Genomic DNA, 18,372 nt, shown 5'->3' with positions numbered 1-18,372 from the left:
TCTCAGCCCTCGTCCGGCTCGACCCACGTCGTCCGCAAGGCGCGGTCCGACATGTACTTGGTCGTTGTCCAGCCGCCGTCCACCACGATGGTCTGGCCGTTGATGAAGCCCGCGCCCGGCGAGCACAGGAAGGCGATAGTGCTGGCGATGTCCTCGACTTCGCCCAGGCGGGGGAAGGGCGTGGTCTCGACGTTGACGCGCTTGAACATCTCGTCGTCGAAGCGGTGGCGAACCATGTCGGTCATGGTCACGCCCGGCGCCACGCAGTTGGCGCGGATGCCCTTCGGCCCATAATCGCAGGCGATGTGCTCGGTCAGCGAGGTGAGCCCGCCCTTGGCCGCCGAATAGGCCCCGCCGCGCCGGCCGCCGATCACGGCGTAGGTCGAGGTCACGTTCACGATGCCGCAGCCAGGACCCATGTGGCCGATGGCCTCGCGGCACAGGCGGAACGGCGCGCGCAGCATCACGTCCAGGAAGCTGTCCAGCAGGGCGTCGTCGGTGTCGGCCAGCGGCTTGGGGCTGCCGGCGCCGGCGTTGTTGATCAGGAAGTCGATCTTGCCGAAGCGCTGAAGCGCCAGGTCGACGATCTTCTTGGGCGCGTCGTCGGCGGTGACGTCGACCGACAGGGTGGCCAGGCGCGCCGGGTCGTTGATCGTCGCGTTCAGGGTGGCGAGCTTGGCCTCGTCGCGGCCCACGCCGACGATGGCCATGCCCGCGTCGTACAGCATCTTGGCCGTGCCCAGGCCGATGCCGCTTCCCGCGCCGGTGATGATGGCGACCTGCATGATGGACTGTCCCTTCGTCTGACGTCCTCCTGGTGCGCCGCTTTTCGACGATGGTGTCAATGATCGCCCGGCGGGCCGCGACATTCATCGCAGCGTCGAAATGTCGGCGGCGTCCGTCCCCCCGCGATTTCCGCCGTGATACGGCCATTCACAAGCAAGTTGAGGCGGAGGAAGCCCCCATGACTGAACTGAGGTTCGACGGTCGCGTCGCCGTCATCACCGGCGCGGGCCGGGGGCTTGGCCGGGCCTACGCCCTGCTGTTGGCGTCGAAGGGCGCCAAGGTCGTGGTCAACGATCCCGGCGCCAGCATGAAGGGCGGCGACGCCGATGTCGGCGTGGCCGAGGAAGTGGTCCAGGAGATCAAGGCGGCCGGCGGCGAGGCCATCGCTTCGACGGACTCGGTGGCCACCCCCGAGGGCGGTGCGGCCATCATCCAGAAGGCCGTCGACACCTGGGGCAAGGTCGACATCCTGATCCACAACGCCGGCAATGTGCGCGGCGCGCCGCTGCGGGAAATGTCGCAGGAGGACTTCGACTCCGTCGTGGACGTGCACCTGCGCGGCGCCTTCCATGTGGTGCGCCCGGCCTTCGCCCTGATGTGCGAGGCCCGCTACGGGCGCATCGTGCTGACCTCGTCGATCGGCGGCCTCTACGGCAGCCGCAACCAGGCCAACTATTCGGTCTCCAAGGCCGGCTCGTTCGGCCTGTCGCACGTCGCCGCCATCGAGGGCGAGGAGTTCGGGGTCAAGAGCAACGCCATCGTGCCCGCGGCCGTGACCCGCATGGCCGAGGGCCGCGACACCTCGGTCTATCCGCCCATGGAGCCGGAACTGGTGGCCCCGTCGGTGGCCTGGCTGGCGCACGAGGACTGCTCGATCACCGGCGAACTGCTGGTCTCCATCGCCGGCCGCGTGGCCAAGGCCTATGTCGCCGAGACCAAGGGCGTCTACCAGCCGTCCTGGACCATCGACGACGTCGCCGCGCGCATGCCCGAAATCGGCGACCGCCAGGACTCGATCGTCTTCGAACCCGTCCCCAACGGCCATGCCGAGCACATCGGCTACAGCTTCGGCATGACGAAAGGCGGCTGAGCCCTTTTCGCAACTCAGCCAGACAACGATCCCTCTCCCCTTGCGGGAGAGGGTGGCCCCACGGAGTGGGGTCGGGTGAGGGGTTTAAGAACAGAAAAGCCGCGACAAGCCGAAAGGCCGGTCGCGGCTTCTGCGTTTATCGACCCCTCATCCGTCAGCTTCGCTGACACCTTCTCCCGCAAGGGGAGAAGGATCCAGAGCGCCTACGAACCCGCCGTCAGCGTCGCCCGGATGCCCTGCTTGAGCACCTTGCCCGCGTCGTTCTTGGGCAGGGCGTCCCACAGCGCGACGGCTTCCGGATACTTGAACCGCGCCACGCCGAAGCCGGCCAGGAATTCGGCCAGGCTGGGCACGTCGGGCGTCGCGCCGTCGCGGGGCACGATCACGGCCACCGCGCGCTCGCCGGTGCGGGCGTCGGGCACGCCGACGATGGCGATCTCGGCGACCCCGGGATGGCCGACCAGCAGGTCCTCGATCTCCTTGGGCGAGATGTTCTCGCCGTTGCGGATGATCAGGTCCTTGATGCGGCCGGTCACCACCACGTGGTCGCCGTCCACCAGCCGGCCCTGGTCGCCGGTGCGGTAGAAGCCCTCGTCGTCGAAGGCGCTGGCCTCGTCCTCGGCGTGGACATAGCCCACCAGCATCTGCGGGCCGCGCGCGCGGATCTCGCCATCGGCGGCGATCTTGACGCCGGCGATGCCAGGGCGTCCGTCGGTGTCGGCGGCGTGGTCGACATCATCGCGGTCGATCACGCCCACGGTCGTCACCGGAACCTCGGTCGAGCCGTAGACGCGGCTGACCACGGCCTTGTCGAAATAGCCCGCGGCCTCGCGGATCAGGGCGGGCGGCACCGAGGCCCCGCCGCAGATGAACAGCTTCAGGCTGGGCAGGCGGGTGCCGGCCTTGCGGGCCGAGGCCAGCAGGTGCTGCAGGAACGGCGTGGCCCCGGCCATGTGGGTGCAGCCCTCGCGCGCCATGATCGCCACCGCCGTGTCCGGATCCCAGCTCTCCATCAGCACCGCCGTCGCGCCCAGCATCAGCGGGGTTTCGAAGGCGTAGATCGAGCCGCCGATGTGGCTGATGGGCGAGGGCACCAGGAAGCGGTCGCCGGGCTCGACCAGCCAGTGGCGGCCGATCTGGCGGATCAGGGCGTTCAGCGAATTGTGGGTGTGCATCACCCCCTTGGGGCGACCGGTGGTGCCGCTGGTGTACATCACCATGCGCACGTCGTCGGGATCGAGCGCGGGCAGGGCGGTGGTCGCGTCCTCGGCCAGCAGGTCGGCGAAGGCGGTGTGGCCGGCCGCGTCGCCGCGCAGGACGACGACCTCCGGCGGGGTCTCCAGCGCCTCGGTCACCCGGGTCAGCATGGCCGCGTAGTCGTGATTGCGGAACGTGCCGGGCACGAAGATCATCCGGCTCCTGATGTCGGCCAGCATGAAGCGCAGGTCGTGGTCGCGCAGCGAGGGCAGGATCGGGTGGGCGACCATGCCGGCCAGGGTGGCGGCCATGTAGATCACCGCCGCCTCGCGCCAGTTGGGCAGCATGAACGACACGACGCTTCCCGGCTCGAACCGGGCCAGCATGGCGCGGGCCAGGCGGCCGGCCTGGTCGTTCAACTCGGCGGCGGTCAGGCTGGCGACATCGTCCATCACCAGCACGCGGTCGGGCGTTTGCGCCACGGCGCGTTTCAGGGCGTCGACGCAGGTCTCCGGACGCCACCAGCCGTCGGCATAGGCCTGGTCGGCCAGGGCGGCGTTCCAGCGGATGCGCCATCCGGTCGGGGTGGTGCGGGTCTGCGTCATGAGCGCGCCAATCCTCTGCGATCTTCCGCGAACTCATGCAGGCGGCGCCGGAGCCGGGCAAGCGATCGGTCCAATCGACCGCACGGGCGATCCTGCGTTCGGCTCAGCCTTCGAACAGGCGCCGCAAGCCCGGCCGGTCGATCTTGAACGACGGGTTCTTGGGTAGGGTCTCGACGATCCGCCAGTGCGCCGGAATGTGGGTGGAGGGCACGTGCAGGCGCAGATGCGCTTCCAGCTCCCCGAACTCCGGCGCCGACGCGCCCCGCTTCAGCTCGAGGGCGGCGGCAGGCACCTGCGACACGCGCGGATCGGCCACGCCGACCACCCCGACGGCCGAGATCGCCGGATGCAGCAGCAGGGCGCGTTCGATGGTCTCGGGCAGCACCTTGAAGCCGCCGCGCATGATCGCGCCGTCGGCCCGGCCGCGATGGAACATGAAGCCGTCCGCGTCGATCACCACCAGGTCGGAAGTGCGGATCCACTCTGGCCCCATGCGCGGCGAGACCAGTTCCAGAATGCCCTCCTGGCCCGCCGGCAGAATCTCGTCGGTGGCTGGGTCACGAACCCGCAGATGCACGCCCGCCATGGCTCGGCCGACGCTGCCAAACTTGGCGTCGCCCCATTCGGTCCGCAGCTGCGGGGTCATCGCCACCACCGGCCCGCCGAACTCGGTGGCGCCGTAGGACAGCAGGATCGGGATGCCGTACTTCTCCTCGAACCGCCGCTGCACGGTCGGGTCCAGCGGCGCGGCGCCGGTGCTGAACACCTTCAGCGAGGCCAGGTCCTGCGGCGGCAGGTCGGCGTCGACGATCATGGCCACCGCCGCCGGGGGCGCGCCGCCGGCCTTGGGGCGATAGCGCACCACGAAGTCGCGCCACTTCTCCACCGAGAACCGGTCCAGCAGCACCACCCGCTTGCCCCGCAGCAGCGAGGCCGCGACGCTGTAGACGCCGGAGATGTTGCCGATGGGGAACGACATCAGGAACGGAGGCTCGTCCGGATCGTCGATCATGGTCATGCCCTGGTTCTGGACGAACCCGGCGATGACCCGGTGGGGAATGGGGAACTGCTTGGGCGGGCCGGTGGTGCCGCTGGTCAGGATCTCGACCTGGGGCGGGCCGTCCGGCTCGGGTCGGGCCGCGCCGCGTTCGTGGTCGTCGACGGCGCGCGCGGTCAGGCGGCCGCCGTCCTCGGAGAGGCCGATCCCGGCCATGGCCTTGGCCGCCAGCACCGCGCGGACCTCGGGCGTGAAGTCCTCGTCGGCCATCACCACCACGGTCGCGTCCAGCCGTTCGATGGCGGCGGCGATCGCGGCGGGCGACTGGAAGGCGTAGATCATCCGGACGGTGCGGCCGTCGGCCAGCATGGCCAGGAACGCCGCCAGGGCCGAGGGGCGGTTGCGCGGCACGAAGATCGCCGATCCGCGCGGCCCGGCCCCGCTCGCGGCCAGCAGGCGTCGCACCTCCTGGGCCATGGCCTGGACCGTTCCCCAGTCGTACCAGGTCCCGTCGTAGTCGACGGCGGGACGCGTGGGCGCGACGGCCAGGGTCTGCGCACAAAGCTCGGCCAGGGTGGTCATGGCGCGGGACTCTAGAGCGGTCGGCCGGCTCCACAAGGCGAGGGCGCATCGCCCCGGCGGTTCTATGGCGCGGGGCGCGGCGACGCGCGTTCTCGCCCTGGCGGCCGGTCTCGACTATATAGCGCGGCTCGAACCGTAACCGCCCGCGATGGACATGCAGCGACACCAACCCCACCGGCTCTCCGTCGCCCCCATGATGGACTGGAGCGACCGTCATTGCCGGTCGCTGCATCGGGTGCTGTCGCGCCGGGCGCTGCTGTATTCCGAGATGGTGACGACCGGTGCGGTGCTGAACGGCGATCGCGAGCGGTTGCTGGACTTCGACGCCGGTCAGCATCCGGTTGCGCTGCAGCTGGGCGGGTCCGAACCCGCCGACCTGGCCGCCGCCGCGCGGATCGGCGAGGACTGGGGCTATGACGAGATCAATCTGAACGTCGGCTGCCCGTCCGACCGCGTGCAGAGCGGCCGGTTCGGGGCCTGCCTGATGCGCGAGCCCCAATTGGTGGCCGACTGCATGGCGGCCATGGGTGCGGCGGTGAAGGTCCCGGTCACGGTCAAGTGCCGGATCGGCGTCGACGACCAGGAGCCCGAACAGGCCCTGTTCGAGCTGATCGACCTGTCGGCCAAGGCCGGAGTGACCAGCTTCGTGGTCCACGCCCGCAAGGCCTGGCTGAAGGGGCTGTCGCCCAAGGAAAACCGCGACGTGCCGCCGCTGGACTATCCGCTGGTCCATCGCCTGAAGGCCGAGCGCCCCGACCTGACCATCGTCATCAACGGCGGCATTCCGGACCTGGATGTCTCGCTGGAGCAGCTGGAGCACGTCGACGGCGTCATGCTGGGCCGGGCGGCCTATCACGAGCCGGGCCTGCTGGGTCAGGTCGACCGGCGTGTGTTCGGCGAGGACGTGGCCGACATCGACGCCTTCGAGGCGGTCGAGCTCTACAAGCCCTACATGGCCGGCCAGCTGGCGGCGGGCGTGCATCTGGCGGCCATGAGCCGGCACATGCTGGGTCTGTTCCACGGCCTGCCGGGCGCGCGGGCCTGGCGGCGGATTCTCACCGTCGAGGGCGTCGCGGCGGGGGCGGGGCTGGAGGTGGTCGACCGCGCCGTGGCGGCCGTGCGCCAGGCGGTCGACGCCCGCGAGGCGCGCACGCTGGAAAGCGCCGCGAGCTAAGCTTTCGGAACTCGCCGCCAGCGCGCGCGGTTACGGACTTCGAGGTCGGGTAAAACCCTGATGCGAGGTCACGAAATGTTACGTCTCACCCTGGCGGCCGCGCTCGGCGCCACGCTCCTGGCGGGCGCCGCCCATGCCCAGGACGGCCGGTTCGCGGTCGGCGCCAATATCGGCACGCCCGGCGTGGGCGCCGAGCTGCAATACAAGCTCAGCGACCAGTTCGTCGTTCGCGGCGGCGGCGACTGGATGAAGTTCGACTACGATCACACCTACAGCGGCATCGACTACTCGGCCAAGCTGAAGACCAGCACCGGCGGCGCCTTCATCGACTGGCACCCGGGCGGCGGCGCGTTCTTCCTGTCGGGCGGTTCCTATTTCGGCGAGCGCAAGGCCAAGCTGGACGGCACGCCCACCGGGCCGACCGAGATCGGCGGCGTGGTGTTCACCCCCGCCCAGATCGGCACGATCACCGGCGATGTCGAGATGTCCAAGACCCAGCCGTTCGCGGGTCTAGGCTGGGACAGCACCTTCAGCCGCAACGGCGCCTGGGGCTTCCGCGTGCTGGGCGGAGTGTCGTTCAGCAAGTCGCCGAAGGTGGACCTGACGGCCTCGGGCGGCACGCTGTCGAACGACCCGGCCTTCCTGCAGCAGCTTCAGCAGGAAGAGGACAACGTCCGCGACGACGCCAAGGGCTTCAAGTACTTCCCGATCGTCCAGGTCGGGCTGAACTACCGCTTTTAGGAGCGTAGGATCAGGGCGCGAGGCGTGGCCTGGAAGCTGGACAGCCGGCCCAGATAGCTCATGCCCAGCAGCGAGGTCTCCAGGCCGTCCTCGATGACCAGGGCGTCGACGTCGGCCACCTTGGCGCCGGCCACCGCGACGCTGGCCAGCTTGACCGCGGCGGCGCGCGTCTGGCCCGAGGCGGTCGTGACCTTGTAGCTGTAGTCCAGGCCCTTGGTGTCGATGCCCAGGCGCTTGGCGTCGGTCTGGCTGAGGGCCACGGCGGTGGCGCCGGTGTCGATCAGGAAGCGGACGGCGCGGCCGTCGACCTTGGCCTCGGCCCAGAAATGGCCGTCAGCGCCCTTGACGATCTGGGCGGCGCCGTCGTCGGTCGAGGCGGCCACGGGGGCCGGGCCGCGCAGGTCCGGCTGGCGCAGGTCGTCCAGCGATACGACGGCTTTCGCCGCCCCCACCGCCGAGAGCGCGCCTACGATCGCGATGGTCGCGAACTTGAGCATCGAAGTCACCCCGCCATACTGGCTTGCTGGCCGTTTCTACGACCGTTGCGGGGAGACTAGCCGCGAATGGGTTTTCAACCCGTGAATAGGGCGGATTTCAAGCGATTACAGTTAACGTGTGAATAACTAAACGCAAAATTAAAAAACTGTAATACTTACGAATACCAATGTTACTTCTATGTAATGTGCAAAATGACTTCGATTTAACTTAAGATCGGCTGCTGTTTCCGGCATACCGACATCATTGAGTGAGGCTTATCGAGGGAAACGCCGCCATGAAGACGATCGTTATCGCCACTGCTATCGCCATGTCCGCCCTGGCGGGCGCGGCTCACGCCGACGCCACCAACCTGGAATATCTGCAAGCCGCCCGCTGCCGCGGCCTGGCCGCCTCGGAAGGTCTCGGCAAGGTCGACACCGCCAATATCGACGCGTTCCTGAAGCAGGAAATGGGCACGCGCGAACTGCCGGTCCGCGTCTCGGCCGGCAACAAGATCTCGGCCGCCCAGAAGGAAGGCGATAAGGCCCAGGGCGCCAAGAAGGACAAGCTGCTGGCGGAACGCTCGGGCGTCTGCTCGGCCTACCTCAGCGCCGCGCCGACCGGCTCGGCCGCCAACGCGTCGAACTGAGTTCGCGTCCGGACGTCCGCCTAGGCGGACGGTCCGTTCGCGCCGGCCATCAGGCTGGCCAGGGGATCCGGACGATGAGGCAGGGCGGCCATGATGGCCGCCCTTTCTTCGTCGGTATAGCGCGCCCAGCCGGCGATCTCCGGCAGCGTGCGTCGGCAGCCCATGCAGAACCCGCTGGCGCCGTCCACCGCGCAGACCTTCACACAGGGCGTGACGATGGGGCGAGGCGGGCGCGAGGGCGGGGGCGCTGAGTCTGGCGTCATGCGCCAAATCTCGTCCTTGGTCGCGATGGGTGCAAGGGGCGCCCTTTGCATCGGGCTCGCGCTGGCTTAAGTCCGCGCCCCATGACCGTTTCTCCTTTCGACGACATCCGCAAGCTGGCCGCCGACGCGCCGGCCGCTCCCGCCGTGGCTTTCGAGGGCGCCGACCGCCTGGCCGAGATCTCGGCGTGGCTGACCGCCTGGACCGGCAAGACGCCGCCCGCCGTGCTGCGGCCGGTCGTGGCGCTGTACGCCGGGGCGCGCCAGGGCGTGGGGCCGCGCGGCTATGCCCGCGAGCGCCTGGAGGCCGTGGCGGCCGGTGGCGCCAATGTCTGCCGCATCGCCGGCGTCCAGGGCGCGGGGCTGGAGGCCTTCGACCTGGCCATCGACCGCCCGACGCCCGACGCCGTCGACAAGGCCGCGATGAGCGAGAAGGAATGCGCCGCCACCATGGCCTTCGGCATGGAGGCCCTGGCCAAGCAGCCCGACCTTCTGATCCCCGGCGTGATCGCCGCCGAGACCGAGCGCGCGGCCGGCGCCGTCGCCCTGGCCCTGCTGGGCGGCGAAGCGAGCGATTGGAGCGACGCGCCCGGCCCGGTCGCCGCCGCCGTGGCCCGCGCCGGCGCCGAGGCCGATCTCTCCGATCCGCTGGAAGTGCTGCGCCAACTGGGCGGGCGCGAGACCGCCGCCCTGGTGGGTGCGATCCTGGCCGCGCGGGTCCAGAAGGTGCCCGTGCTGCTGGACGGCTACGCCGCCTGCGCCGCCGCCGCCGTGCTGCATGCCCTGGATCCGGCCTTGATCGCCCACTGCCAGGCGGGCCATGTCGGGACCCTCAAGGGCCATGCCCGCCTGCTGGAGGCGCTGGGCAAGCGGCCGCTCGTCAGCCTCGATATCGCCGAGGAAGAGGGCGTCGGCGGCGTCACCGCCCTGGCCCTGGTGCGGCTGGCCTGCGAGGTGCGCTGAGGCCTTCCCGACCTCAAACTGATCATTGTTTACGTTGACGCTAAGGTCATCTTTCCAAACGCTCGTTCGAGCCCTAAGGTGACTCCCGAAAGTCAAAGACGGCCCCTCAAGAGGGCCGATTTCCGGGAGCCCGCCATGAACCTCGATTTCTCGCCCGAAGACGTCGCCTTCCGCGACGAGGTCCGGGCCTTCATCGCCGAAAACTACCCCGAGGGCCTGCGCGAGAAGCAGGAAGAGGGCGAGGAGATGGCGAAGGAGGACTTCCTGTCCTGGCACCGCACTCTGGCCAAGAAGGGCTGGGTGGCGCCGGCCTGGCCGGAGAAATACGGCGGCCCGGGCTGGACCTCGGTGCAGCGCTACATCTGGTCGGAAGAGACCGCCCGCGCCGACTGCGTGCCGATCCTGCCGTTCGGCATCAACATGGTCGGGCCGGTGATCTACACCTTCGGCACCCCCGAGCAGAAGGAACGCTTCCTGCCGCCGACCCTGTCGGGCGACATCTGGTGGTCGCAGGGCTATTCGGAACCGGGCGCGGGCTCGGACCTGGCCAGCCTGAAGACCAAGGCTGAGCGCTTCACCGGCGACGACGGCAAGGAATACTACCTGGTCAACGGCCAGAAGACCTGGACCACCCTGGCCCAGCACGGCGACTGGATCTTCTGCCTGGTCCGCACCGACCCGGCCGCCAAGATCCAGGAAGGCATCTCGTTCCTGCTGATCGACATGAAATCGCCGGGCGTGACGGTGCGTCCGATCATCACCCTGGGCGGCGAGCACGAGGTCAACGAGGTCTGGCTCGAGAACGTCAAGGTGCCGGTCGAGAACCGCATCTACGAGGAGAACAAGGGCTGGACCTGCGCCAAGTTCCTGCTGGCCCACGAGCGTAGCGGCATCGCCGGCGTGGCGCGCTCCAAGCGCGGCATCGAGCGCATCCGCCAGATCGCCTCGACCGAACTGGGCGACGACGGCCAGCCGCTGCTGACCGACCCGGACTTCAAGCGCAAGGTCGCCGACCTGGAGATCGACCTGACGGCCCTGGAATACACCGAGCTGCGCACCCTGGCGGGCGAGGCGGCCGGCAAGGGGCCGGGGCCTGAGTCCTCGGTCCTGAAGATCAAGGGCACCGAGATCCAGCAGCGCATCACCGAGCTGGTGCTGGAGGCGGCCGGCCACTACGGCGCGCCGTACTTCCGCGGCTTCCCCAAGGATGGCGATAACGCCCATCCGATCGGCCCCGATTTCGCCCACCGCGCCGCCCCGACCTATTTCAACGTCCGCAAGACGTCGATCTATGGCGGCTCCAACGAGATCCAGCGCAACATCATCGCCAAGATGGTGCTGGGCCTCTAGCGCCTCGACGGCGGGCGGCCGGGCCGCTCGCCGCGACTTCCGACACGAACACCGCAACCCCGAAGCCGGCCGAGCCGCCCGGGGCGAGACAAAGACGGGAAACCTGGGATGGATTTCAACTTCACCGAAGAGCAGTCGATGGTCCGCGACACGGTCGCGAGCTTCCTGCAGGACAAGTACGACTTCGAGACGCGCCGCAAGATCGTCGACTCCGAGAGCGGCTGGCGGGCCGACTACTGGCAGGCCTTCGCCGAGGAGCTGGGCATCCTGGGGGCCTCGTTCAGCGAGGAGCTGGGCGGCCTGGGCGGCGGCGCCATCGACAACATGATCATCATGGAGGAGTTCGGTAAGGCGCTCGTCATCGAGCCCTATCTGGGCACCGTGGTGATCGGCGGCGGCTTCATGAAGCATTCGGGCTATGCCGGCGCGGCCTCGGTGATCGAGGGCATCGTGGCGGGCACGACCACCATCGCCTTCGCCTATGGCGAGCCGCAGGGCCGCTACACCTGGCAGGACCTGAAGACCACCGCCAAGAAGGACGGCTCGGGCTATGTGCTGAACGGCCACAAGGCCGTGGTGGTGGGCGCGCCGTTCGCCACGCACCTGGTGGTCACCGCCCGCACCGGCGGCGCCCAGCGCGACACGGGCGGCGTCTCGGTGTTCCTGGTCGACAAGACCCTGCCGGGCATCGTCACCCGCGACTATCCTACGGTGGACGGCAACCGCGCCTCGGAAGTCTATTTCGAGAACGTCTCGATCCCGGCCGACGCCCTGATCGGCGAGGAGGGCGGTGGTCTGCTCCTGGTCAACAAGGTGATCGACGAGGCCACGGCCGCCGTCGGCGCCGAGGCCGTGGGCGTGCTGCGCAAGCTGCACGAAGGCACCCTGGACTACGCCAAGCAGCGCAAGCAGTTCGGCACGGCCATCTCCAACTTCCAGGTGCTGCAGCACCGGATGGTCGACATGTTCATCGAGCTGGAGCAGGCCGTGTCCATGACCTACATGGCCACCATCAAGCTGTCCGACAGCGACGCCGAGCGCGCCAAGGCCGTTTCGGCCGCCAAGGTCCGCATCGGCCGGGCCTGCAAGTTCGTGGGCCAGAACGCCATCCAGATCCACGGCGGCATGGGCATGACCGACGAGCTGGCCATCGGCCACTACTTCAAGCGCGCGACTCTGATCGAAGGCCTGTTCGGCTCGGTCGACCACCACCTGAAGCGCTACGAGGGGCTCTCTTTCGGCCAAGTGGGCGGCAAGGCGGCCTGATACCGCCTACGGACAACCGTCGATAGAAGACCGAGCCGCCCGCGACACGCCGTCGCGGGCGGCTTTTTCTTGGGCCCATGCGTTTTGTCCGCCCCGTTTCACGGCGGGGTCCCGTTCAATCTGGCAGAGCAACCTGTTGGATTTCCGCCGTGACCGATCTTCGCCTCGACAGCCCAGCCCCGACGACCACCGAAACCCTGGCGGCCATGGACGCCAGCGGGCGCCTCCTGCTGGACCAGGCGCGTGAGGCCAAGGCCCGGGCCGACCGCCTGGAGGTGGCGCTTTCACTGGTGGTCGGGGTGGTCGCCAACGATCCCGATCTCGAGGAAAGCCTTGTGCTGCAACGGATCGCGGGCCAGCTGCGGCTATGCGCCGACCTGCCGGAGATGGCCGCCGAGCTGGTCGGCTGCGAGACCGGCCGGATCGACGGGGCCATGCTGCGCGCCGCCGCCGCCATCATCGGCGCGGCCGGCAAGCCCGAGGCTCCGGTCCCGTCGGAAAGTCCGACGGTTCACTGACGATCCCTGCGGCGTTCCGTGCGCGAACCGTTGCTCCGCTTGGGAAAAGCAGCCCCGGATCGGCATTCGTCCGTAGACGGAATTCGTCAGGGTTCGGATTATTTTTCTTGAAATCCACGCAAGCGGGAGCATGATTTCCCTCGACGCGCTGACGACTAGGAGGGTGGGAGTCCCTGTAAGCCGCGCGCGTCTCTTTCTGGCTGAGCGGGGGTCCGTCCCGGACCGTCGCCACGTAACAAGTGGGGTCGTCTCGGCGGCCCCTGGCTGGTCAAGGAGACGCCGCCAATGAACGTATCGAAGATGAACCACGCCATGCTGTCCTTCGCCCTGATGGGCGGCATGCTGGTCGGGGGAAGGCCCGCGCCTAAGCCGGCTCCGCGCCCGTCGAAGGATTCGAGGAAGTAAGCGAGTGGCGGACGGGGCATGCCCCGTCCGCCAAGCTTGTCCTAGGCGATCAGCAGTTCGTCGAGGGCTCGGGCCGGCGTCCGGTCGGAGGCCTCCTCGGCATTGGCCACGTCCTGGGTGCGGAGGTGCGCCTCGAGAATGTCGAGGATCTCGCCGTCGACCTCGGCGTCGAACTTGCGGGCGAACAGATCCTGACTGGTCGTCAGCGACACGGCGTCGACAGCCGTGAAGGTGCGAGGGCGCAGCTTGATGTCGCCGTCCGGAATCCAGTCGATCATCCGCTTGTCGTCATTGATCACCTCGCCATGGGCGGTGGTGTTCATGATCACGGTCTGGAAGAAGCCCTCGTCGGCGATGAAGGTGTTGCGGTAGAACGCCTTGTAGCGCTCGACCGACGGGTCGTGGCAGACGAAGTCGCAGAAGGCGCGGCTGACGATCTTCCACTGGGTGCCGATATAGGGCGTGGCCCCGTCCAGGAAGAGGCGGGTGGCCAGGGTGTCGGTGATGCGACCGCCCAGTTCCTCCACATATCGCAGCACCCGTCCCATGGTGTCGGGGCGGATGACAGCCTGGTCCAGCACTCGGATGAACTCCTGGCCCTTGTTGCGGGTCAGGAAGGCCTTGATCCGCTTCTGGGTCATCAGCGGGAAGTCCTGGCCGCTGAGATTGATGAAGTGGGTCCAGTCCTTGCCCATCTCCAGCAGCTTGGCCATGCCGCGCAGTTCGGCGTCGACCAGGCTGTAGCCGCCCCACAGAGCCTTCTTGCTCTCCAGAACGTCGGCGTTGGGATACGCCGCCAGGAAGCCGCGGATATCGGCCTCCAGGGCCGGGCCGGAATTCTTGTCGACATGGACGAGGTAGTGGTTGTCGGGGTCGTGGATGGCCTTGAACAGGCGCTTGAATTGCTCGGGATAGCGGTGAACCAGGACGAAATAGGCGATCAAGCTGACGCTCCTGAATGGCGGCTAAGGCGCGCCAAGTATGGTCTGAGGGGGAGGCGGCCCGCGACGCGCGCCGGGGTCCGGACGCCGCTCGGGCGTCGACGGGCCTACTTCTTGCGCGGCGCCAGGGTGGCCTGCAGAACCGGCGCGGCGGCGGCGATCACCTTGGGCTTGACGGTCTTGGGTTTGCGGATTTCGCGACTGCCTTTGGACATGGCTTTTCCTTTTCGGAGGCGAGACGCGGGGCGAGGATCGGGACGCAAGCGATCGCGCGCGGGCGCTGGCCCGGCGGTGCGTATTGCATCCGGCGAAAACTCACCGGTCGGCGTCGTTTTTTCAGGGTCGGAGCGGAGCGCCCGTATGTCTGGCGCGTGGCGGGCCGTTACGCCTGGGCGCACGAGCCGATGGCGCGTCTGAGCGCCTTGCCGGTAGTCCTATCATGTCTTGGGAAGCGGCGCGGATAAATCGACGCGCCGGACTGGCGGGGCGCCCCAGGGCTGCGGGCTCAAGACCAGGACGCACGCCGTGTCGCTTCGACACGGCGTGCGGAAACGCGGTGGATCAGGGCTTGGCGGCGGTGTTGCAGTCGGCGATGCCGGCCGCGTCCAGTTCTTCGCCGCGATAGTTGAAGGTGGCCACGGCGCCCAGCTCGGCGGCGACCTTGCGGCACGCGCGGCCGACCGGCAGCGACTTGACCTGGGGGGCGGCGCAGACGTCGCCGTTGCAGCGCCACATGGCGCCGTCCTGGATCAGGGTCGGAAGCTTGCTGGGAGCCTTCAGCTTCAGAACAGCGCCTTCGGCGGCCAGAGCGGCGGACGACATGGCGGAAGCCGCGACCAGCGCGGCGATGAAGATACGCATGATTGTTTCCTATATCCCCGGGCCGACAACGGGAGGTTGGCCCAACGCAAAGTTCGTTTCTTTACGCAACTAAGTCAACTGACGAAGCGGCGCTAAAACATCTGTTTGCACGTTTTCCGCGCCCCAGGCCAGTAGGGCAGGCGTTATGTCGCTGGCCTTTTCGGCCACGCGCCAGGTGTCTGCCAGGGCGGGCGGGGTCAGGCCCTGGTCGATGGTGTGGCGCAGCAGGGCGAACAGCGGGTCCCAGAAGCCGTCCGGATTGTGGAAGACGATCGGCTTGCGGTGCAGGTCCAGCCGGCGCCAGGACAGGAGCTCGATGATCTCCTCCAGGGTGCCGATGCCGCCCGGCAGCACCACGAAGGCGTCCGAGCGCTCGAACATCATCATCTTGCGTTCGTGCATCGAGGTAACGACCACGGTCTCGACGTCGTCGAACGGCTGCTCGCGGCCGCGCAGGAACTCGGGGATGATGCCCAGCACCTGGCCGCCGGCCTCGTGCGCCCCGCGCGCCGCCGCGCCCATCAGCCCGACGCCGCCCCCGCCATAGACCAGCTTCAGCCCCGCCTTGGCGAAGTCGGCGCCGATCTCGTAGGCGGCCTCCAGGAAGGCGGCGGGCGCGGCGTTCGACGAGCCGCAATAGACGCAGACCGACTTCAAGGAAGCGGCCTCCGCCGAGGCTTGGCCGCTGGACAGGTCGGGCATCGTCGTCCACTCCAGGAAATATTCGGCGGGCCGGTCCTTGTGGGCAAGGCCGGCGCGCCGCACGTGAGCACTCAGGAAGAAGGCCGGCCGGGTGTCGGCGGCCATCGGGAAAGCCATGATCAGGATTCGCGAGATCGGTTTCAAGTCGGCCTGGGCGATGGCGGCGGTCGCCGTGCTGTCGACGGGCGCCTGCGGGCGCGGCGAGAAGGGCTGGCGGGACGATTCCGGCGTGGCCAAGTCCGAACAGGCCTCGCCTCACGCCGGCTATCTGAAGCCGCCGCACCTGGTCTCCGCGGTTCGCCAGGACGCGACCGTCGTCCTTTCGGGCGAGGCCGAACCGCTGACCAGCATACGGCTGGGTTCGCCCACGGGCGAGGCCCTGGTGGGCAAGGCCGACGAGGCCGGGCGCTGGCGTCTGGTGGCGCCCTTGGCGGCCGAGCCCCGGCTGTACGGCCTGTCGATGACGCTGGAGAACCGGACCGTGCAGGCCCAGGGCTACATCATGGTCACCCCGTCGGCCCATGCGGTGCTGCTGCGCGCGGGGGCCGGCGCCCACGTGCTGGGCCAGGCCTCGCCGTCGCCCCGCATCCTGGCCATCGACTATGACCGCAGCGGCGGGGCGGTGATCTCGGGCGTCGGCACGCCGGGCGCGGGCCTGGGCGTGCGCGTCGACCGGGTGACGCGCGGCGAAGGCAAGGTCGACGACGACGGCCGCTTCACCATCTCGCTCAGCCAGGCCCTGGAGGCCGGCGCCCGCACCATCCAGGTGGCCGGGGAGGGCGGCGAACAGCAGATCGTGGTCGAGGTCAGCGCCCCGCAGCCGCCGACGGCCGGTCCCGTGCGCCCGACCCCGACGCCGGTGGGCTGGCGGGTCGACTGGATGACGCCGGGCGGCGGCGTGCAGACCACCCAGCTGCTGGAAGGCGGCCGATGAGGGGCATGGCTCCGCGAACCGGCGCCGTGGCCGGGGCGGTGGCGGCGCCCGAGGTCAAGCCCAACGGCTGGAAGGCCCTGGCCGACCTCTTTCACCTGGTCATGCGCTCCAAGGCGCCGGGCCTGCGCTGGCGCCTGACCCTCGCCCTGGTTTTCACCTTCGTGGGCAAGTTCCTGGGCGTGATCGCGCCGCTGCTGCTGGGCAAGGCCGTCAACGCCCTGAGCGCGGGCCAGAGCGCCGGCGTTCAGGTGGGCCTGACCTTCGCCGCCCTGGCCGGCGGCTGGGCCTTCATCCGCTTCATCGCCGCCGTCGCGCCCCAGGCCCGCGACGCGGTGTTCACCCCGGTGGCCCAGGCGGCCCAGACCCGCGCGGCGGTCGAGACCTTCGCCCACGCCCTGTCGCTGTCGATCGACTTCCACCAGACCAAGCGCACCGGCTCGCTGTCGCGGGTGATCGATCGCGGCGCGCGGTCGATGGACTTCCTGCTGCGCGGCCTGGTGTTCAACATCGCCCCCACGGCCGTCGAGCTGGTGATGGCGGCGGTCGTGCTGGCCAAGGCCTATGACTGGCGCTTCGCCCTGACGGCCGTCGTCACGGTGGTGATCTATGGCGTCGTGACCTTCACCATCTCCGACTGGCGGATCGGCCATCGGCGCGTGCTGAACGAGGCCGACGCCGAGGCGGCGGGCCGGGCGGTGGACGCCCTGCTGAACTACGAGACGGTCAAGGCCTTCGGGGCCGAGGATCGGGCGGTGGGCGGCTACGAGACGGCCCTAGCGGTCTATGGCGCGGCCAATATCAAGGCCACCAACTCGCTGACCTTGCTCAACACCGTGCAGTCGGCGGTGATGAGCCTGGGCCTGGGCGTCATGGCCATCCTCGCCGGCGTCGAGGCCGCCGACGGCCGCATCGGGCCCGGCGACGTCACCGCCGCCGTGCTGATCCTGGTCAACCTCTACGGCCCCTTGAACATCCTGGGCTTCGCCTATCGCGAGATCCGCCAGTCGTTCATCGACATGGAGGCCATGCTCGACCTGCGCCGCGCCCAGCCCGACGTGGCCGACGCGCCGGACGCCATCGACCTGCCGCCGCCGGCCGACCGGCGCGGCGGGGCGGTGAGCTTCGAGGCCGTCTCGTTCCGTCACGGCGCGCGGTCTGAAGGTCTGCAGGACGTCGACTTCACGGTCGCGCCGGGAACGACCGTGGCCATCGTCGGTCCCTCCGGCGCGGGCAAGACCACCCTGGTGCGCCTGGCCCTGCGGATGATCGATCCGCAGGAGGGCAGGGTGACTCTGGACGGCCATGACCTGAAGGCGCTGAAGCAGGCCTCGCTGCGCCGGGCCGTGGCCCTGGTGCCCCAGGACGTAGCCCTGTTCAACGACACGGTGATGGCCAACATCGCCTTCGCCCGCCCCGAGGCTTCGGAGGCCGAGGTCTGGGCCGCGGCCGAGGCGGCCGAGCTGGGCGAGTTCATCCGCAACCTGCCGGAAGGCATGGCCACCAAGGTGGGCGAGCGCGGGCTGAAGCTGTCGGGCGGCGAACGCCAGCGCGTGGGCATCGCCCGGGCCCTGCTGGCCGATCCCCGGGTGCTGATCCTGGACGAGGCGACCAGCGCCCTGGACAGCCGCACCGAGGCCGCCATCCAGGCCACCCTGCGCAAGGCCCGGGCCGGCCGCACCACCCTGGTGGTGGCCCACCGCCTGTCGACCATCGCCGACGCCGACGAGATCGTGGTGCTGCGCCGTGGAAAGGTTGTGGAGCGTGGTCCCCATGCGGCGCTTTTGGAGGCCGGCGGCGAATACGCGGCGTTGTGGCGACGACAGACTCGGGGGAAACCTGTGGAAGCGGGGGCGGTCGTCGATTGATATCCGAAA

Annotated in this window: 17 protein-coding genes and 2 pseudogenes; 11 read left to right on the top strand and 8 right to left on the bottom strand. The window is 69.1% G+C overall.

Annotated elements, in window-relative coordinates:
* Positions 1-2 precede the first annotated feature (2 nt).
* Positions 3-785, bottom strand: a complete 783-nt coding sequence (locus AC07OA_RS18205; protein WP_494665223.1) for an SDR family NAD(P)-dependent oxidoreductase — start codon at positions 783-785, stop codon at positions 3-5.
* A gap of 179 nt (positions 786-964) precedes the next feature.
* On the opposite strand from AC07OA_RS18205, the gene AC07OA_RS18200 reads away from it, so the two are divergent.
* Positions 965-1,876 carry an SDR family NAD(P)-dependent oxidoreductase gene (locus AC07OA_RS18200; RefSeq protein ID WP_494665222.1) on the top strand — a complete coding sequence of 304 codons (912 nt, stop codon included), beginning with the start codon at positions 965-967 and terminating at the stop codon, positions 1,874-1,876.
* A 203-nt stretch (positions 1,877-2,079) separates the two neighbouring features.
* Here the strand turns inward: AC07OA_RS18200 and AC07OA_RS18195 are convergent, their stop codons facing one another.
* A complete protein-coding gene (locus AC07OA_RS18195) occupies positions 2,080-3,678 on the bottom strand; it encodes an AMP-binding protein (protein WP_494665221.1) in 1,599 nt (532 codons plus the stop codon).
* 103 nt (positions 3,679-3,781) lie between these two features.
* Positions 3,782-5,257: a class I adenylate-forming enzyme family protein gene (locus tag AC07OA_RS18190; protein WP_494665220.1), complete on the bottom strand. Its 1,476-nt coding sequence runs from the start codon at positions 5,255-5,257 to the stop codon at positions 3,782-3,784.
* Between the two features lie 154 nt (positions 5,258-5,411).
* Between AC07OA_RS18190 and dusA the strand changes: the two genes are divergently transcribed.
* A complete protein-coding gene (dusA, locus tag AC07OA_RS18185) occupies positions 5,412-6,431 on the top strand; it encodes a tRNA dihydrouridine(20/20a) synthase DusA (protein WP_494665219.1) in 1,020 nt (339 codons plus the stop codon).
* Positions 6,432-6,506: 75 nt separating this feature from the next.
* Complete coding sequence (locus AC07OA_RS18180; RefSeq protein WP_494665218.1) at positions 6,507-7,172, top strand: hypothetical protein; 666 nt, start codon at positions 6,507-6,509, stop codon at positions 7,170-7,172.
* Here the strand turns inward: AC07OA_RS18180 and AC07OA_RS18175 are convergent.
* Positions 7,169-7,669 carry a TIGR02281 family clan AA aspartic protease gene (locus AC07OA_RS18175; RefSeq protein ID WP_494665217.1) on the bottom strand — a complete coding sequence of 167 codons (501 nt, stop codon included), beginning with the start codon at positions 7,667-7,669 and terminating at the stop codon, positions 7,169-7,171. The genes AC07OA_RS18180 and AC07OA_RS18175 overlap by 4 nt on opposite strands.
* Positions 7,670-7,944: 275 nt before the next feature.
* On the opposite strand from AC07OA_RS18175, the gene AC07OA_RS18170 reads away from it, so the two are divergent.
* Entirely contained in the window at positions 7,945-8,298 is a 354-nt protein-coding gene (locus AC07OA_RS18170) for a hypothetical protein (RefSeq protein ID WP_494665216.1), read from the top strand.
* A gap of 20 nt (positions 8,299-8,318) precedes the next feature.
* Here AC07OA_RS18170 and AC07OA_RS18165 read toward each other — a convergent pair whose 3' ends face one another.
* Complete coding sequence (locus AC07OA_RS18165) at positions 8,319-8,561, bottom strand: DUF1289 domain-containing protein (RefSeq protein WP_494665215.1); 243 nt, start codon at positions 8,559-8,561, stop codon at positions 8,319-8,321.
* An 81-nt stretch (positions 8,562-8,642) separates the two neighbouring features.
* Here AC07OA_RS18165 and AC07OA_RS18160 point away from each other — a divergent pair, with 81 nt between their 5' ends.
* The 5 genes and pseudogenes from AC07OA_RS18160 (at position 8,643) to AC07OA_RS18140 (ending at position 13,060) form a co-directional block, all read left to right on the top strand.
* Positions 8,643-9,521 (top strand): nicotinate-nucleotide--dimethylbenzimidazole phosphoribosyltransferase, encoded by an 879-nt coding sequence (locus AC07OA_RS18160; protein WP_494665214.1) that lies wholly within the window; start codon positions 8,643-8,645, stop codon positions 9,519-9,521.
* A gap of 135 nt (positions 9,522-9,656) precedes the next feature.
* Positions 9,657-10,871, top strand: a complete 1,215-nt coding sequence (locus tag AC07OA_RS18155) for an acyl-CoA dehydrogenase family protein (protein WP_494665213.1) — start codon at positions 9,657-9,659, stop codon at positions 10,869-10,871.
* 108 nt (positions 10,872-10,979) lie between these two features.
* On the top strand, positions 10,980-12,137 hold the full coding sequence (locus tag AC07OA_RS18150; RefSeq protein WP_494665212.1) for an acyl-CoA dehydrogenase family protein: 1,158 nt from the start codon (positions 10,980-10,982) through the stop codon (positions 12,135-12,137).
* 149 nt (positions 12,138-12,286) lie between these two features.
* The gene (locus tag AC07OA_RS18145) at positions 12,287-12,655 is read left to right on the top strand and encodes a hypothetical protein (protein WP_494665211.1); all 369 of its coding nucleotides are present in this window, start codon (positions 12,287-12,289) and stop codon (positions 12,653-12,655) included.
* A gap of 260 nt (positions 12,656-12,915) precedes the next feature.
* Positions 12,916-13,060, top strand: a pseudogene (locus AC07OA_RS18140) (hypothetical protein).
* Positions 13,061-13,101: 41 nt separating this feature from the next.
* On the opposite strand, the pseudogene AC07OA_RS18135 reads toward AC07OA_RS18140, so the two are convergent.
* From AC07OA_RS18135 to AC07OA_RS18125, 3 genes and pseudogenes are all read right to left on the bottom strand, one after another.
* Positions 13,102-14,025: pseudogene (locus AC07OA_RS18135) on the bottom strand (beta-1,6-N-acetylglucosaminyltransferase); the annotation flags it as partial.
* A 537-nt stretch (positions 14,026-14,562) separates the two neighbouring features.
* Positions 14,563-14,862 carry a DUF8200 family protein gene (locus AC07OA_RS18130; RefSeq protein ID WP_494665210.1) on the bottom strand — a complete coding sequence of 100 codons (300 nt, stop codon included), beginning with the start codon at positions 14,860-14,862 and terminating at the stop codon, positions 14,563-14,565.
* A 69-nt stretch (positions 14,863-14,931) separates the two neighbouring features.
* Positions 14,932-15,564, bottom strand: coding sequence for an LOG family protein (locus tag AC07OA_RS18125; protein WP_494665329.1), 633 nt, complete (start codon positions 15,562-15,564; stop codon positions 14,932-14,934).
* A 115-nt stretch (positions 15,565-15,679) separates the two neighbouring features.
* Here AC07OA_RS18125 and AC07OA_RS18120 point away from each other — a divergent pair, with 115 nt between their 5' ends.
* Together AC07OA_RS18120 and AC07OA_RS18115 are read left to right on the top strand one after the other, a co-directional pair.
* The gene (locus tag AC07OA_RS18120; protein WP_494665209.1) at positions 15,680-16,498 is read left to right on the top strand and encodes an Ig-like domain-containing protein; all 819 of its coding nucleotides are present in this window, start codon (positions 15,680-15,682) and stop codon (positions 16,496-16,498) included.
* Positions 16,429-18,363, top strand: a complete 1,935-nt coding sequence (locus AC07OA_RS18115; RefSeq protein ID WP_494665328.1) for an ABCB family ABC transporter ATP-binding protein/permease — start codon at positions 16,429-16,431, stop codon at positions 18,361-18,363. The genes AC07OA_RS18120 and AC07OA_RS18115 overlap by 70 nt, the downstream gene beginning before the upstream one ends.
* Positions 18,364-18,372 lie beyond the last annotated feature (9 nt).

The organism is Caulobacter sp. GW821-FHT09B08, assembly GCF_059418225.1.
This window is presented reverse-complemented; position numbering and strand designations above follow the sequence as displayed.

Excerpts from the sequence above, each read along its gene's own strand:
- AC07OA_RS18205 (WP_494665223.1), bottom strand. The coding sequence starts at position 785 with ATGCAGGTCGCCATCATCACCGGCGCGGGAAGCGGCATCGGCCTGGGC.
- AC07OA_RS18200 (WP_494665222.1), top strand. The coding sequence starts at position 965 with ATGACTGAACTGAGGTTCGACGGTCGCGTCGCCGTCATCACCGGCGCG.
- AC07OA_RS18195 (WP_494665221.1), bottom strand. The coding sequence starts at position 3,678 with ATGACGCAGACCCGCACCACCCCGACCGGATGGCGCATCCGCTGGAAC.
- AC07OA_RS18190 (WP_494665220.1), bottom strand. The coding sequence starts at position 5,257 with ATGACCACCCTGGCCGAGCTTTGTGCGCAGACCCTGGCCGTCGCGCCC.
- dusA (WP_494665219.1), top strand. The coding sequence starts at position 5,412 with ATGCAGCGACACCAACCCCACCGGCTCTCCGTCGCCCCCATGATGGAC.
- AC07OA_RS18180 (WP_494665218.1), top strand. The coding sequence starts at position 6,507 with ATGTTACGTCTCACCCTGGCGGCCGCGCTCGGCGCCACGCTCCTGGCG.
- AC07OA_RS18175 (WP_494665217.1), bottom strand. The coding sequence starts at position 7,669 with ATGCTCAAGTTCGCGACCATCGCGATCGTAGGCGCGCTCTCGGCGGTG.
- AC07OA_RS18170 (WP_494665216.1), top strand. The coding sequence starts at position 7,945 with ATGAAGACGATCGTTATCGCCACTGCTATCGCCATGTCCGCCCTGGCG.
- AC07OA_RS18165 (WP_494665215.1), bottom strand. The coding sequence starts at position 8,561 with ATGACGCCAGACTCAGCGCCCCCGCCCTCGCGCCCGCCTCGCCCCATC.
- AC07OA_RS18160 (WP_494665214.1), top strand. The coding sequence starts at position 8,643 with ATGACCGTTTCTCCTTTCGACGACATCCGCAAGCTGGCCGCCGACGCG.
- AC07OA_RS18155 (WP_494665213.1), top strand. The coding sequence starts at position 9,657 with ATGAACCTCGATTTCTCGCCCGAAGACGTCGCCTTCCGCGACGAGGTC.
- AC07OA_RS18150 (WP_494665212.1), top strand. The coding sequence starts at position 10,980 with ATGGATTTCAACTTCACCGAAGAGCAGTCGATGGTCCGCGACACGGTC.
- AC07OA_RS18130 (WP_494665210.1), bottom strand. The coding sequence starts at position 14,862 with ATGCGTATCTTCATCGCCGCGCTGGTCGCGGCTTCCGCCATGTCGTCC.
- AC07OA_RS18125 (WP_494665329.1), bottom strand. The coding sequence starts at position 15,564 with ATGCCCGACCTGTCCAGCGGCCAAGCCTCGGCGGAGGCCGCTTCCTTG.
- AC07OA_RS18120 (WP_494665209.1), top strand. The coding sequence starts at position 15,680 with ATGATCAGGATTCGCGAGATCGGTTTCAAGTCGGCCTGGGCGATGGCG.